The following is a 14,797-nucleotide window of genomic DNA, read 5'->3' on the forward strand; positions in this document are numbered from 1 at the left end:
CCGGAAGGGGTGAGCCTCGGGTGACCCGTCCCGGGGACGATGCGTTGACGGCGTGGGCCCGACGTCCGTACGCCTTCTTCCTCCCTGGATTGGAGCGCTGGTGCTTCGCAGGAACCGCCCCCGATCGGCCGGAATGAACCGGCCCAAGTCACCCGATGCGGGTGAGCACCTTGGGCGCGTCGCGGCCTAGCGTCGGAATCGTCCTGCCGCCCGGCAGGCGCGCGATACGTGGGAGGCACGATGGAACGCGGCCCGGTCGAGATCCTGTTCCTGTCGATGTCGGAGGACGTCGAGCTCGGCGACCTCGCGGCAGTGCTGCGGCAACCGGTCGAGAGCGGAGTGATCCGGATCATCGACTGCGTGCTGATGTCCAAGGACGCCGGCGGCAGCTTCCGGGCCCTTGACCTGGAGGAGGCCGAGGGTCTGCCTGCGGAGCTGTCGGGGCTCCAGATCGACGCCAACGACCTGCTGAGCGACGCCGACATCGAGACGTTCGCCACCGCCCTCGAGCCCGGCCAGGCCGGGCTCGCGGTGGTCTACGAGCAGATCTGGGCGCGGGAGGCCGTCAGACAGATCCGGAGCGTCGGTGCCGAGGTCGAGCTGTTCCTGCGCGTGCCGCCCGAGGACGTCGACGTCGCCTTCGCATCCGCCGCCCGATAGAGAGGAGACACGCTATGTTGCGTAGACGCATGGGTCGGCCCGGTCTCGTCGGCGCCGTCGCACGTACGGCAGTCATCGCCGGCACCGCCACCGCCACCTCGAACGCCGTCAACCGCCGGCAGGCGGCCAAAGCCCAGGAACAGGCCGAGGCACAGGCGTACGAGCAGCAGCAGTACGAGCAACAGCAGTACGCAGCGGCCCAGCCGCCTCCGCCGGCGCCCGCTCCGGCGGCACCGGCGCAGGACGATCTGACCGGGCAGCTGGCCAAGCTGGGCGAGCTGCACAGCCAGGGGATCCTCAGCGACGCGGAGTTCGCAGCCGCCAAACAGCGACTGCTCAGCTGACGGATACCAGGAAGCAGGGGGGGGCATGTCGACAGAAACTCTGACTGTGTGGAGGTTCGACACTCCCGAGGGTGCCGAGGAGACCATGCACGTGCTCGAGGAGCTGGCTCGTGAGGACCTCATCGACCTCCACGACGCCGCGGCGCTCTCCTGGCCGTCGAGCACCACGAAGCTGAGGACGATCGAGCTGCATCCGGCCGCGGGCGGGAGTGGGGGAGCGTTGGGCGGGTCCTTCTGGGGTCTTCTGCTCGGCTTCATCTTCTTCGTGCCGCTGCTCGGCGCGGCCCTGGGCACCGCCACCGGGCTGATCTCGGACTCGCTGAGCGCCGTCGGGATCGATGATGGCTTCATCAACCGGGTCCGAGACCGGGTCACCCCGGGGACCTCGGCCCTGTTCGTGCTGACCACGGACAGCGTCGTCGACTCGGTCAGGGACATGCTCGGAGGGCGACTGCCGTCCGACCCGATCTTCACCGACCTGACCGACGGCCAGGAAGCTGCGCTGCGGCGCGTCTTCGGCGCAGGAGATTCGCCCGTTGCGGGTGAGTCAGCCGGCGCTGCGGCGGCCTAGCTTCGGATCATCCACCGAAGCGGTCGACGAGAAACCGCTCACGATTACAGGGAGTACCCCATCATGAGCACCACCACACCACGAGGCGGAGGCTACGACACGCCGGTCAAGACCGCCTTCGCCTTCTCCGGCGCGATCTTCGCAGGCACCATCCTCACGACGGTAGGCATCTTCCAGATCCTCTCCGGCATCGCTGCCTTGTTCGAGGACACGGTCTACGTCAAGGGCGTCGACTACGTCTACAAGTTCGACCTCACCGCCTGGGGCTGGATCCACATCGTCCTGGGGGCGATCGCGATAGCCGTCGGCATCGGCTTGCTCCTCGGACAGACGTGGGCCCGTATCTCCGGCATCGTGATCGCGGTCATCGGCTCGGTCTCCGCGTTCGCCTTCATGCCCTACTACCCGTTCTGGGCGCTCGCGATGCTGGCGCTCTACATCTTCGTCATCTGGTCGCTCGCGCAGCTGATGTCGAGCGGCGACGAGCTCTGACATGGCCAGTTCCGACATCCCGGGCCCCGATGTTCGGGGCCCGGGTACCGGCCAGGATCCGAGCGCGGCCACGCCGGCTCAGGACCCTCCCGTGGGCTCCGGGTCCGTGTTCGAGGGCCTCGGGGACTACTGGGGTCTGGTCCTGGCCTACGGGCTGGTCACCACGGCACTCGGCGTCATCCTGGCGGTCTGGCCGAAGCAGACGCTCGTCGTCCTCGCGGTGATCGTCGCCATCCAGATCATCGTGTCGGGAGTGTTCCGCCTCATCGCCGCGGTGGCCGGCAGCTCCATGGAGGGCGGCCTGCGAGCGGTCGTCGGCTTCTCGGGGGCGCTGGCGATCGTCGTCGGCCTGCTCTTCCTGCGTGACCCGGTCCAGACGCTGCTCATCGTCACCATCCTGCTCGGAGTCTGGTGGGTCATCGGAGGCATCGTCGACATCATCGGCGCCGTCCTCAGACCGGCCCCTGGGCGACGTATGTGGGACATCGCCACCGGAGCCATCACGGTCCTCGCCGGTGCCGTGCTGCTCATCAACCCGGAGGTCTCGCTGGGCGCGCTCCTCGTGGTCTCCTGTATCTGGCTGATCGTCGTCGGCCTCATCGCCATCGTGATGGCCTTCCGGCTCCGTTCCGAAACCACGACCTGAGGTTCGGACCCGGCCGAGAGCGAGCTCTCGCCTCGGCCGGGTCCGCGCGGAGATCGTCAGATGAGGTTCAGGCTCCGCGCCACGGCCAGTGCCTCGCTGCGCCGTGAGGCGCCGAGCTTGGCGTAGAGGCTGCTGACGTGGGTCTTCACCGTGTTCTCGGAGACGTAGAGAGCGGCGCTGATGTCGGCGTACGTCGATCCGCGAGCGAGCTCACGAAGGACGTCCCGCTCCCGGGCGCTCAGACCTGGGAGCGGCCCGGCCGCCTCGTCGACCGCCTCGGTCGGACGGGGCGTGCCCTGGTCGAAGTACGTCGTCAGGCTGGACATGTCCGCGATGCCCGCCGAGATCTTGCTGACCCAACGATGCGGCCGGAGCGCGGGGAACCGTCCCAGCATGGTCTGCACGGGCGTCCCCTGTCGGGTCCAGCCGAGGAACGGGATCGCGTTCTGACGCACCTCGGTCTCGATCGCCACCTGCTGGAGATGTTCGGCCGCCGCGTCCACGTCCCCGAGCTCGTGGAGCAGCTCCGCCCGCCCGACGAGCGCGACCGCGCGGGTCATCGGCTGGGGCCAGGTCGCCTGCTGGGCGGCCGTGTCGAAGTGGTCCGCGGCGAGACGCCGGTTTCCGTCGAGGTCGGCGCGCAGCGCCCTGGCCAGCGCCGCCTCGCCGTTCATCCCGCGCTCGGTGAGCTCGGCCTCCACGGACTTCAGCGAACGCCGGTCGGTCGCCAGCGCGGCCAGCTCGGCAAGGTTGAGCAGCAGGGTGACCTGCAGGTGGTCCGGAAGACGGAAGGCCCCGGGCAGGTCCAACGGCTCGCCGAGGATCTGGCGGGCGCGTACGACCGAGTGGTCGGACAGGGTGAGGTGTGCGTCCCGGAGTCTCATCCAGAACCGGGTGCACAGGTCCGCGGGATGGAGCTTCGCGTCCGGGATGGGCGCCAGCTCGAGCCAGGGGAGCCGTGCGGTGCGCGCCAGGGCTGCGGCCAGCGCCGTCCGGGTGCGGGTGAAGTCGCTACGGGCGCCGTGCGGCCCGCCTCGGTCGGCCCGCTCGAGCAGGGTGGCGGCCTCGTCGGCGATCTCTCCGCAGGCCGCCTCGCGACCCAGCATGTATTCGGTCATCGCCAGATGGCTGGAGGCGTCGGCCTCGACCGCCGGCATGTCCCAGGTGCGGGCCAGCCCGATCGCGGAGGTGAGGCTCTGCTCCGCCTCCAACAGCTGACCGAGCCAGCTCTGGGTGATGCCGAGCTCGGTGAGCAGCTGCGGCAGGACGTCGGCCTCGCCGCCGGCATTGTGCCTCCCCCGGACCACCTCGGCGGCCCGGTCGGCTGCGGCGCGGAGGGGCTCGAGGCCGAGTCGCGCCCGCATCAGTCCGATGCAGGCGAGCTCCTCCTCCGACATCGCCGCCGACTCAGCTACGCACCTGTCGAGCCAGTGCTCGGCCTCGGGTACGTCGCCGTCGAGCCAGGCCTCGATCGCGAGTGCGAACCATGCCCTCGGGGTCGTCTCGACGTGCTCCGCGAGGTTGCGTGCGAAGGGACCGAGGCGGTCGCCGTCACCGCGCATCGCCGTCTTGACGCCGTCGTCGGCGAGCACGACCGCCATCTCCTCGTGGGCGCCGACGGCTTCGAGTCGTCGCAGCGCGCCGCGCGCCTCACCGCGCGTGCGGTCGATCCGGACAGCACGCACCACGGTCGACTGCGCCCGGGCGACGTCGACCCCGCCGGCGACCAGCCGGCGGCGTACGACCTCGGCGAGCAGTGGGTGGATCCGGTAGGCCTCCTCACCGTGGGCGTCGGGGACGAGCGGGACCGCGCGGGTCACCAGCAGCCCGGTGTTCTCCAGATCGGTCAGTGTCTCCCCGGCGCTCGGGTCCTGGGAGAGATGGGCGGCGGTCCTGGCGGTCACGACCGTCTCGGCAGATGTGCACAGCAGCAGGTGCCTCGCGCGTGCGGACAGCGACGCGAACACCTCGCTCGCCACCCGGTCTCCGAGACCGACGGTTCCGTCCTCGAAAGCGGTCTCGCCCGCCCTGCCCGGAGGGCTTGCGTGGACCGAGCGGGCTGCGAGGACGACCGCGGCGCACCAGCCGCGGGCCTGTTGGACGATAGCGTCGATGACGGGCCTGGAATCGGTGCGGGCGTGCTCGACGATGAGCGCCTCGGCCTCGACGTCACTCAGCTGCAACACATTGCCTCGTACGACCGAGAAGTTGCCCAGCAGCTCCGGCACCAGCCTGGTGAAGGGCAGGTCCCAACGGCTGATCATCACCAGACGCATGGAGTCGGGATCGTCGTTGAGCCGCTCGTTGAGCATTCGGTGAGTGGCCGCGCGAAGCAGGTGTGCGTCGTCGATGACGATGCGAGGGGGCGTGCCCTCCGCTGCTTCGTCGATCATGCCGGAGAGCTGATCGGGAGTCATCGTGCCGTCGGCGTCCACCCAGCGCTGTGCGCGCGGAGGTCCGTCGCCGATCTGTTGCCGCAGCCATCCGGCGACGCCCAGGGTCTTGCCCGCGCCGGCGGGCGCGATCAGCAGGGTGATCGCGGCATCGGCGGAGCGGTCGAGGTCGGCCCACAGCGCGCGGCGTGGCACGTAGACCCTCGGGAGGCGAGGCCACGGGGCGCTGGCCGCGCCATCACCGTCCCTCGTTGTGGGTATCACCACCGTCGCCGCCTCACGGCGTGGCATCGGTGCGGATCCTTCTGTCGTCGGGTCTGTAGCGGGCGCCGGCCTGCTGCGCTGCACAACCCCTCCCCTCAGTCAGAGCTCAGATGCCACGTCGGCGTCGTGCGCTCGATTTGGGGGGGGAGAGTGCTGATGAGCGTCACCGCGCCGTAGATGAGCGGAAATACCCGTCCGGTCATCTTGCGATGCTACTCAAAGTAAACGGCAAAAAATGGCGAAGGATCACCTATTTCAGGTGACCGGGGTCAGATCATCTTGGGGAACGTCATCAGGATGACCGCCAGGATCACGAAACCCACGCCGCCGAGACAGAGCAGCGCCCACTGCGCGTTACGGCGACGCATGCGCTCGGAAAGGGCTGCGAAGAAGAGCACGGAGGCGAAGCCGATGGTCAGGACCGTGTAGTTGTCGCCGCGCTGGTTGTTGCGGAGCGCTTGGCGGAACTTGCGGTCGGCTGTCTTGTCCGCCTCGCTCGCCTGAACGGACTCGGGGATGACGTAGTCCTCCATGTCGAACGGCGTGGCGGGGGCGTCGGGATCCTTGAGCGGCCGGGTGTCGAGCCATGCCGGGAAGACCGTTGCCAGCGGCTCCGGGAACCGCGCCTGGAGGAACTCGGTGAGCTCGGTGTCGCCGCTCTGGTAGGCCTCGAGCCACTGCGTGAACAGGGCGACCTGGACCGACAGCTTGCGGTTGGCCGTGGACTCCAACCGGGCCGCCTCGATCCGGTTCGTCGATGCCTGCGAGAAGGAGATCGACATGGCGCCGCTCCACTTGCTGGCCTGGAAGCCGGTCCAGGCGGTCAGGATCGCCGTCACGGACAGCAGCAGGATCGCGATCAGCTCGCGCCAGTCCGTACGCGAATGCTCAGGGGCCACCGTGGTCGTCACAACCCCAGGGTGCATACGCCGGGAGGTGTCGGTGATCGCCGGAAAGGGGTGAACGAGCGGTTTCTTGCGAACAGCTCGGTCTCAGAGGGCCATCTGGTCAGGTGGCCAGTCGCCCTCGTGCGGGTCGCGGTAGGTACGCCCGGCCGACGGCCGTTCCTGGTCGCCGGACTCCTCGTCGTCCTGCGCCACCCAGGTGACGGCATCCTCGTAGGCCTTCCGGGTGGCCTCCCAGATCACCGCGGTGCCCTGGTACACGGAGCCTGCCGAGCCGAGCGTGTCGTCGGTCTGCAGCTGGCGAACCAGCCGCTCGTTGTCGGTGACGATCACCAGCCTGCTGCCGAGGTCGCCGAGCCCGGCGGCGTACGTCCCCAGCACCTCGAGCAGCGTGGCGCCGGCGTCGTCCGCGCCACGCAGCCGCAGGATCACCACGGACCTGCGTGAGGCCGGGGTCAGGTCCGGCATCTGCGAGCGCAGCGAGCTGGCGGTGGCGAAGAAGATCGGCCCGTACGGCTGGAGCACCACGACCTCGCGTTCGCCGAGGCTCCCCGGAGGGTTGGTCTCGATGACCCGGTCGTCCGCGCCCATGACCAGCCGGCGCGTCACCAGGCGTGAGGACTGCCCGATCACGAAGAGCAGCACCGACAGTCCGACCCCGACGAGCACGGCGTACTGCAACGGCATCAGCAGGGTGAGCACCAGCGTCGTCAGCATCACCGTCAGCGGCACCGGCCCGGTCTTGCCGACCGCGATCAGCTTGGCCGGCTTGACGGTGCTGACACCGACCACGATCAGCAGCCCGGCGAGCGCCGGCATCGCGACGAGCTCGACGACACTGGCGAACAGGACGATGACGGCGGCCATGACGGCGGCCGCGACCAACAGCGCGAACCGGTTCCGGGCGCCCGCGCCGACGACCAGCGAGGTGGCCGACATCGACCCGCCCACTGGTACACCGCGGAAGAGGCCGGAAGCGATGTTGCCCGCTCCCTGGCCGATGAAGTCGCGCGAGGGACGGGTGGTGCCGTCCGGGTTCGGGAAGCCCGCCGAGACCCCGGCGCCCTGGACCAGCCCGACGAAGGCGAGCGCGGCGGCGGGCAGGAGGAGGTCGAGCGTGGCCGACAGGTCCGGGAACACCGGAAGAGGCAGCGAGCCGGGTACCTCGGCGACGTCGGCGACCAGCGCCACGGTGTCGCTGCCCAGCGCGTTGAGGAGGGCAGCCAGCGCGGAACCCGCGGCGACGGCCACCACCAGTCCGGTGGCGCCCAGCCGGGTGCGCTGCAGGACGAGGATGCCGGCGACGGTGGTCAGGCCGACCACCAGGGACGCGAGGTCGATCCCGCGAAGGTGGAGGAGCAGGTCCAGTGCCGCGGTGACGCGGTTGCTTCCCTGGGAGTCGTAGCCGGTGAAGTTGTCGAGCTGGCCGAGCACGATGCTGATCCCGACCGCGGAGATGAACCCCGTCATCACCGACTTGGACACGAACCGCAGCAGCCGGCCCAGGCGGAGCGCGCCGGCGACGATCATGACGACGCCGGTGAGGATCGAGAGGGTGGCGAGCGCCCGCACCGGGTCGTCGTAGGCGTCGAGGTCGACGTCGGCGACGATGATGGCCATCGCCCCGGTGCCCTGGATCGCCATCGCGGCGGTCCCGGTGAACAGCGCTCCGCCGGCGAGCCCGAACAGGTAGCCGTAGAGCCCCGCGACCGGGTTCACCCCGGCGAGGAGACCGCTGGCGAGCCCGTCCGGGACCGACTCGATGCCGAGCACGGCGCCGGCAGCGGCATCGCGCCGGGCCGTGCGCCGATCGAAGAGGTGGCGAGGCAGATGTATCCGCTCGCGCAGCCAGGTCAGCACCACACCATCGCATCGCCGCCGGCGCGGCGCCGCCTCACCTGACTCGGGTGAGGCGCGTTACGTCGAACTTACGAGCCGAAACGGGCTTCGTATTCCAGGCGTAACCAGTCCGAAACGGCAGGGCCGAAGGCTTGATGCCATGACCAAGCCCCTCCACGACGCCCACCGCCACATCGGCCGGCTGCCGGCGTACCCGTTCTACGGAGGCCCGGCGATCACCGCCGACGTCACCGCGCGCGGCACCGTGAAGGAGCTGGTCGCCGATCTCGACGCCGATCGGATCGAGCGGGCGCTGGTGCTGCCGAACTACGGCGTGCCCGACCCGGACGCGGCCTTCGACCTCAACTCCCTGGCCATCGAGGCGGCCCAGAGCGACGACCGGATCCGGTGCGGCCTGTGGGTCTCACCCAAGGCCACCGACTCGGCCCGCAACGACGCGGCCCTCGCCCTCGCCGGCGAGGAAGGCGTGGCCGCGCTCAAGACGAGCTTCCTGCTCGGCGGCCATCCCAGCGACCCGGAGTGCCTCGAGCAGCTCGACAAGGTCTTCGCCGCAGCCCGTGATCACGACCTGACCGTGCACGTGCACACCTCGCCCGGCGCCGCCTCCGACGTCGACCAGATCGGCACGCTCGTGGAGCGCTATGCCCGGGACGTACGTCTTCATCTCGTGCATCTCGGCGGCGGGATGAGCGGCCACATGAAGCTCATCGGTGGCCGGCTCTTCGACTGGATCGAGGCCGGGATGCAGGTCTACACCGACACCAGCTGGGCGATCGGCTTCGCGCCGGCCTGGCTGGTCCAGGAGATCGAGCGCCGCGGCGTCGGCCACGACCGCATCCTCTTCGCCACCGACGCGCCCTGGGGCGACTTCGCCGGCGAGCATGCCCGGCTGACCGCCGCGGCCGGTGACGGCGAGCTCGCCGAAGCCTTCTTCCACCACAACTTCTCAGCCCTCTACGGCTGAGACCGGCAGCTCGACTGCCGGCCACTCGTCAAGGACGACGAGCTCGCCCCCACCCCGCATCGCCCATCCCACCTCTTTGGAGACCCCAGTGACCACTGACACCGCTGACATCGACGCCCAGATCGCCGAGAACATGGCCAAGTCGCTCGGCGAGATCCCGCACCCCTCGCAGCAGCCGGGCACCAACATCTACGGCTCGACCAAGATCTTCCCCGACTACCAGGCCGAGGACGGGGAGACGTACTTCACCCTCGTGCACGGCATCCCGCACGAGTCCTCCGTCAGCTTCGTCGCCGTCCTGCAGGCGACTCGAGCACTGCGCAAGGGCTTCGAGTCAGCCATCTACTTCTACGGTCCCGGGACGCTGGCGTGCATGGCCTCCCGTGGCTTCCCGACGATGGGCGACGCCGGATTCCCCGGAGAGCTCAACACCAACGGCGCGATCGAGACGTTCATCAAGGAGGGCGGCACCGTCTTCTGCTGCCGCTTCGGGATGGGACTCCACGGCCTGCGCGAGGAGGACCTGATCGAGGGCGTCGTGCCCTCGCACCCGCTCGACGTCCAGGACGCGCTGATCCACTACGCCCGCAAGGGCGCCATCATCAACTCGACCTACAACCTCTGAGGGTCCGGCCATGACCTCGCCGATCTCGTCCAGCACCCGCGTCGACGTCGCCATCCAGGGGATCCGCCTGCTCGACGCCCCGGTCGCCCGCCGCTCGGGCGCGGGGCCGAGCGACGACGGGCACGTCCTCCTGGACGGGGTCGGCGCGGCCATCCCGCTCAACCCCCGAAGCCCCTATTCGGTACGCGGCGGCAAGCTGCTCCTCGACGGAGCCGACACCGGTCTCGGAGTCGAAGCCGTCGCCCGGCCCCGCTTCTACGATCTGGTGACCGCCGACGGTGTCGGCTACGACAAGATCGCTCGCCTGCACTCGGCCAACGTGCTCGCCACCACCGTCGTGCAGACCTGTGCGCGCTACGCCGTGGAGGAGCGCTGCCGGTTCTGCGCGATCGAGGAGTCGCTGCGCCAGGGCTCGACGATCGCGGTCAAGCAGCCCGCCCAGCTCGCCGAGGTGGCCAAGGCCGCGGTCGAGCTCGACGGGGTGACCCAGATGGTGATGACCACCGGCACCTCCCGGGGCCGTGACCGTGGGGCGACCCATCTGGCGCGCTGCGTTCGCGCGGTGCGCGAGGCCGTGCCCGACCTCCCGATCCAGGTGCAGTGCGAGCCGCCTGGTGACCTCGCCTCGATCCAGGAGCTGTACGACGCCGGTGCCCGTTCGATCGGCATCCATGTCGAGTCGCTCGACGAGTCGGCCCGGCTTCGCTGGATGCCGGGCAAGGGCGCGGTGCCGATGAGCGAATACCGGGCAGCTTGGGCCGAGGCGGTCCGGGTGTTCGGCTGGAACCAGGTCTCGACCTACCTCCTGGTCGGTCTCGGCGAGGATCCCGATGAGCTCGTCGCCGGCTGCGAGGAGCTCATCGCGATGGGCGTCTATCCCTTCGTCGTGCCCTACCGCCCGCTGGGGGGGACCCTCGCCAAGGACGTCGACGGCGTCGAGGCGCCGCCGCACGCCGACGTCTACCGGGTGACCTCCCGGGTCGCCGCGCTCCTGCGCCGAGCCGGCATGGCCGGCGCTGACCAGGCCGCCGGTTGCGCCTCGTGCGGCGCCTGCTCCGCACTCGGTGCCTGTGGCGAGGAGTCGGCATGACCGAGCTCCTCGACGACGTCATCCTCGCTGGTGCCGTACGCCGCTCGCCGAGCCTCGAGGGCTACACCGTGTTCCGGGCCGAGACCGCGGCGGACCTGGAGGCGTACCTCCGGCTGCGCCGGGAGGTCTTCGTCACCGAGCAGGGTCTCTTCGCGGGCTCCGATCTCGACGACGTCGACGACGACCCACGCCGGATCGTCCTGCTCGCCCGCTCGGACGACGGTGAGGTCCTGGGCGGCGTACGCCTTCACCCGGCGCAGCCGGATGGCCGCGATGTGGGCTGGTGGCGGGGGAGCCGGCTGGCGGTCAAGCAGGACGCACGCCAGCTTCTCGGTGTCGGCGCGGCGCTGGTCCGAGCGGCCTGCGCCGCCGCCGAGCAGGCCGGTGCGCTCCGCTTCGACGCCACCGTCCAGTCCCGGAACGAGGGGCTGTTCCGCAGGCTCGGCTGGATCCCGCGCGAGCGGGTCCACCTCCACGACATGACCCATGTCGTGATGGAGTGGCCGGTCCGACGCATCCGGCAGCTGTCAGAGGCCACCAAGGCGCCGCTGGGCGATCTGGTCGGTGCCCTGGTGGGGCAGTCGACTCCGGGATTCCGGGGTGACGACGCGGCTCCGGTCCCGGGCAGCGACCTGGTCGCGGCCTGCGACGCGATCCTTCCCTCGATGGTCGAGCGCGACCCGGAGTGGGCCGGGTGGTGCGCGGTCCTCGTCAACGTCAACGACCTCTCCGCGATGGGCGCGGCGCCGGTCGGTCTGCTCGACGCCATCGGAGCCCGCGACGCCTCCTTCGCCCGCCGGATCGTGCGCGGTCTGGCCGAGGCCGCGCGGGCGTGGGGCGTACCGGTCCTCGGTGGGCACACCCAGCTCGGCGTCCCGGCCGCGCTCTCGGTGACCGCTCTGGGACGCACCGAGCGGCCGGTCCCGGGCGGTGGGGGAGCGCCCGGTGATCTCCTGAGGCTGAGCGCGGACCTGGGCGGAGGATGGCGGCCCGGCTACCGCGGCCGTCAGTGGGACTCGTCCTCGCACCGCACCTCGGCCGAGCTGCGGGCGCTGTCCGGAGTCGTGCCCTCGCTGGCGCCGACTGCGGCCAAGGACGTCAGCATGGCCGGAACGGTCGGCACCGCCGGGATGCTGGCCGAGGCCAGCGGCTGCCGCGCGATCATCGACGTCGGCGCCGTCCCCACCCCGCGCACCGCATCGACCGCGGACTGGCTCACCTGCTTCCCGGGCTTCGCGATGCTCACCGCGCAGGCGCCCGGCCGCACCGAGGTGCGACCCGAGCTGCCTGGCTTCGTCTCCTCCGCCGTCTGCGGCGAGCTCGTCCCCGGCACAGGCGTCGGCCTGCGCTGGCCGGACGGCACCGTCACCGATGCCATCGACCACACCGTCACCGGACTAGGACCAGCGACATGACCACCAGCACTCAGCCCGGCACCGCCGTGGCCGCCGTCTGCGCCGGCTTCGGCCGGGACGTGGACCAGAACCTCGCCCAGATCGGCGGCCTCATCGAGGACGCCCGACAGGCCGGCGTCGGTCTGCTCGCCCTCCCCGAAGCCTGCCTCGGCGGCTACCTCTCCGTGCTCGGCGCCGGCCGCGACGGCAGCCACGACGAGACGCCCGAGGACCTCCCGCCCGTCATGGACATCGACGGCCCCGAGCTCCGGCGCGTCGCCGAGCTGGCCGGAGACATGACCGTGGTCGTGGGTCTGTGCGAATCGGACGGTGCGGACCGCTACAACACCGCCGCCGTCGTCACCGGCGACGGCGTGCTCGGCGCCCACCGCAAGGTGCACCAGCCGCTCGGAGAGAACCTCTACTACGCGGCCGGGGACGGGTTCGGCTGCGTGGACACGCCGGCCGGCCGGATCGGCACCATGATCTGCTACGACAAGGCGTTCCCCGAGGGCGCGCGGGCGCTGGCCGTCGACGGCGCCGAGATCATCGCCTGCATCTCCGCCTGGCCGGCCTCACGCACCGCCACCAGCGCCTCGATCGAGGACGACCGGTGGACGAAGCGGTTCAACCTCTTCGACGCCGCCCGGGCGCTCGAGAACCAGGTGGTCTGGCTGGCCTCCAACCAGCACGGGACCTTCGGCAAGCTCCGCTTCGTCGCCAACGCGAAGGTGGTCGGCCCGGGTGGCGACATCCTGGCGACCACCGGCGTCGAGGCCGGCATGGCCGTGGCCGAGCTCGACGTGCCCAGCGCTCTGACGACGGCGCGCCGGGCGATGTTCCACCTCCGTGACCGCCGGCCCGAGGCATACCCCTCCGCGCTGGCGACCGCCGATCCGCTCTCCCCGGTGGGTGAGGGTCATGCCTGAGATGACCTTCACCGTGCGCTGGCCCGACGGCAGGGTCGAGGACTGCTACTCACCCTCGCTGGTGGTGCACGACCATCTGGTGACCGGCCGTACGTACGCCGTCGAGGACTTCCTCGACCGCAGCCTCACCGCCCTGGCCACCGCCTCGGAGCGGGTGCGGGCGAAGTTCGGCTTCGCCTGCACCAGCGCGATGGCAACCTCCGACCAGCTGCGGGCCTCGGCAGCGGCGTACACGTCCGATCAGCGCGTCACCGTCCTCGCCATGCATCCGCCCCTACCCGCCACCCCGAATCCGCAGGAGCCCCGATGACCACGCACCACCGCGCCACCGTCGCGATCGTCGGCGGCGGGCAGGCCGGCCTGGCCGCAAGCTGGTTCCTCGTCCGTGACGGGGTGGACCATGTCGTCCTCGAGGCAGGCACCGCCGGCCATGAGTGGGCCGACACCCGCTGGGACAACTTCACCCTCGTGACGCCCAACTGGCACTGCCGCCTGCCCGGCTACGAATACGCCGGCCCCGACCCGGACGGCTTCATGACTCGCGACGAGGTGGTGGCCTGGCTCGCCGGCTACGCGCCGACCTTCGGCCCGCCGCTGCGCGAGCACACCCGGGTGACCTCGCTGACCCAACGCGCGGGAGGCGGGTTCCTGGTCGAGGCCGAAGGCCCCGATGGCGCCGAGACCTGGGAGGTCGAGCACGTCGTGGTCGCCACCGGCGGCTACCACGTACCGGTCGTCCCGGCCTGGGCGCCCGCGCTCGACCCCGCCATCGACCAGCTGCACTCGGCCGACTACAAGAGCGCCTCGCGGCTTCGCCCGGGCGCGGTGCTGGTGGTCGGCTCGGGCCAGTCCGGGGCACAGATCGCCGAAGACCTGCACCTGGAGGGACGCCAGGTGCATCTCGCGATCGGCGACGCGCCACGGGTCGCGCGGTTCCACCGCGGCCGCGACTGCATGACCTGGCTGGCCGAGATGGGCCTCTACGACACCCCGGTCCCGAGCTACCCGGGCGGCCCGGCCGCGCGGGAGAAGACCAACCACTACGTCACCGGCCGCGACGGCGGACGCGACATCGACCTGCGTCAGTTCGCGGCCGAGGGCATGCGGCTCTACGGCCGGCTCGCCTCCGGGGCAGGCACCGACCTCGTGATCGAGCCGACGCTGCGGGAGGCGCTCGGCTCCGCCGACGACGTCTACCGCTCGATCTGCCGCGACATCGACGCCCACATCGCCTCCCACGACCTCGACGTCCCACCGGCGGAGCCCTATCGCCCGGTCTGGGCGCCAGAGTCGGACCCGACCGCCCTCGACCTCGCCGCGGCGGGAGTCTCGACGGTGATCTGGGCGATCGGCTACCGGCCCGACTACCGGTGGGTCCGGGTGGGTGTCTTCGACGGCACCGGACGACCGACCCACACCCGTGGCGTCACCGCCGTCCCAGGGCTCTCCTTCCTCGGCCTGCCCTGGCTGCACACCTGGGGCTCGGGGCGCTACCTCGGCATCGCCGCCGACGCGGAGCACATCGCCGGCACCATCACCGGCAACAGCCTCCGGACCATCGAGCCCGCCGCCGAGCTGGCCCGGCGCCGCTCACCCGGCCCGCTGGACACCTCGGCGGCGGTCGCCTGAGGCATCGTCCACCCACGATCGAGGACGGATA

15 protein-coding genes are annotated in these 14,797 nt (G+C 70.8%); 12 read left to right on the plus strand and 3 right to left on the minus strand.

Features of this window, described 5'->3' with window-relative positions; genetic code table 11:
• Nucleotides 1–240 precede the first annotated feature (240 nt).
• The 5 genes from ABZU72_RS01300 to ABZU72_RS01320 all read left to right on the plus strand — a co-directional run bounded on the left by ABZU72_RS01300 (nucleotide 241) and on the right by ABZU72_RS01320 (nucleotide 2,713).
• On the plus strand, nucleotides 241–660 hold the full coding sequence (locus ABZU72_RS01300) for a DUF6325 family protein (RefSeq protein ID WP_355017102.1): 420 nt from the start codon (nucleotides 241–243) through the stop codon (nucleotides 658–660).
• A gap of 14 nt (nucleotides 661–674) precedes the next feature.
• Nucleotides 675–1,004: an SHOCT domain-containing protein gene (locus ABZU72_RS01305; protein ID WP_355017103.1), complete on the plus strand. Its 330-nt coding sequence runs from the start codon at nucleotides 675–677 to the stop codon at nucleotides 1,002–1,004.
• Between the two features lie 25 nt (nucleotides 1,005–1,029).
• Nucleotides 1,030–1,575, plus strand: a complete 546-nt coding sequence (locus ABZU72_RS01310) for a DUF1269 domain-containing protein (protein ID WP_355017104.1) — start codon at nucleotides 1,030–1,032, stop codon at nucleotides 1,573–1,575.
• Nucleotides 1,576–1,638: 63 nt separating this feature from the next.
• A complete protein-coding gene (locus tag ABZU72_RS01315) occupies nucleotides 1,639–2,067 on the plus strand; it encodes a hypothetical protein (protein ID WP_355017105.1) in 429 nt (142 codons plus the stop codon).
• Between the two features lie 91 nt (nucleotides 2,068–2,158).
• On the plus strand, nucleotides 2,159–2,713 hold the full coding sequence (locus ABZU72_RS01320) for a DUF308 domain-containing protein (RefSeq protein ID WP_355017106.1): 555 nt from the start codon (nucleotides 2,159–2,161) through the stop codon (nucleotides 2,711–2,713).
• Between the two features lie 56 nt (nucleotides 2,714–2,769).
• Here the strand turns inward: ABZU72_RS01320 and ABZU72_RS01325 are convergent, their stop codons facing one another.
• The 3 genes from ABZU72_RS01325 to ABZU72_RS01335 form a co-directional block, all read right to left on the minus strand.
• The gene (locus tag ABZU72_RS01325) at nucleotides 2,770–5,397 is read right to left on the minus strand and encodes a LuxR C-terminal-related transcriptional regulator (RefSeq protein WP_355017107.1); all 2,628 of its coding nucleotides are present in this window, start codon (nucleotides 5,395–5,397) and stop codon (nucleotides 2,770–2,772) included.
• A gap of 242 nt (nucleotides 5,398–5,639) precedes the next feature.
• Nucleotides 5,640–6,281, minus strand: a complete 642-nt coding sequence (locus tag ABZU72_RS01330; protein WP_355017108.1) for a hypothetical protein — start codon at nucleotides 6,279–6,281, stop codon at nucleotides 5,640–5,642.
• An 81-nt stretch (nucleotides 6,282–6,362) separates the two neighbouring features.
• A complete protein-coding gene (locus ABZU72_RS01335) occupies nucleotides 6,363–8,138 on the minus strand; it encodes a SulP family inorganic anion transporter (protein ID WP_355017109.1) in 1,776 nt (591 codons plus the stop codon).
• Between the two features lie 136 nt (nucleotides 8,139–8,274).
• Here ABZU72_RS01335 and ABZU72_RS01340 point away from each other — a divergent pair, with 136 nt between their 5' ends.
• The 7 genes from ABZU72_RS01340 to ABZU72_RS01370 all read left to right on the plus strand — a co-directional run bounded on the left by ABZU72_RS01340 (nucleotide 8,275) and on the right by ABZU72_RS01370 (nucleotide 14,766).
• Nucleotides 8,275–9,099 carry an amidohydrolase family protein gene (locus ABZU72_RS01340; RefSeq protein ID WP_355017110.1) on the plus strand — a complete coding sequence of 275 codons (825 nt, stop codon included), beginning with the start codon at nucleotides 8,275–8,277 and terminating at the stop codon, nucleotides 9,097–9,099.
• 88 nt (nucleotides 9,100–9,187) lie between these two features.
• Nucleotides 9,188–9,724 carry an MSMEG_0572/Sll0783 family nitrogen starvation response protein gene (locus ABZU72_RS01345; RefSeq protein ID WP_201451036.1) on the plus strand — a complete coding sequence of 179 codons (537 nt, stop codon included), beginning with the start codon at nucleotides 9,188–9,190 and terminating at the stop codon, nucleotides 9,722–9,724.
• Nucleotides 9,725–9,734: 10 nt separating this feature from the next.
• Entirely contained in the window at nucleotides 9,735–10,814 is a 1,080-nt protein-coding gene (locus ABZU72_RS01350; RefSeq protein WP_355017111.1) for an MSMEG_0568 family radical SAM protein, read from the plus strand.
• A complete protein-coding gene (locus ABZU72_RS01355) occupies nucleotides 10,811–12,229 on the plus strand; it encodes an MSMEG_0567/sll0787 family protein (RefSeq protein WP_355017112.1) in 1,419 nt (472 codons plus the stop codon). The genes ABZU72_RS01350 and ABZU72_RS01355 overlap by 4 nt, the downstream gene beginning before the upstream one ends.
• The gene (locus tag ABZU72_RS01360; protein WP_355017113.1) at nucleotides 12,226–13,137 is read left to right on the plus strand and encodes a carbon-nitrogen hydrolase family protein; all 912 of its coding nucleotides are present in this window, start codon (nucleotides 12,226–12,228) and stop codon (nucleotides 13,135–13,137) included. Before ABZU72_RS01355 ends, ABZU72_RS01360 begins: the two co-directional genes overlap by 4 nt.
• A complete protein-coding gene (locus ABZU72_RS01365; RefSeq protein WP_355017114.1) occupies nucleotides 13,130–13,447 on the plus strand; it encodes an MSMEG_0570 family nitrogen starvation response protein in 318 nt (105 codons plus the stop codon). Before ABZU72_RS01360 ends, ABZU72_RS01365 begins: the two co-directional genes overlap by 8 nt.
• The gene (locus ABZU72_RS01370) at nucleotides 13,444–14,766 is read left to right on the plus strand and encodes an MSMEG_0569 family flavin-dependent oxidoreductase (protein WP_355017115.1); all 1,323 of its coding nucleotides are present in this window, start codon (nucleotides 13,444–13,446) and stop codon (nucleotides 14,764–14,766) included. The genes ABZU72_RS01365 and ABZU72_RS01370 overlap by 4 nt, the downstream gene beginning before the upstream one ends.
• Nucleotides 14,767–14,797: the final 31 nt, after the last annotated feature.

Source organism: Nocardioides sp. NPDC004968, assembly GCF_040608935.1.
GTDB lineage: Bacteria > Actinomycetota > Actinomycetes > Propionibacteriales > Nocardioidaceae > Nocardioides.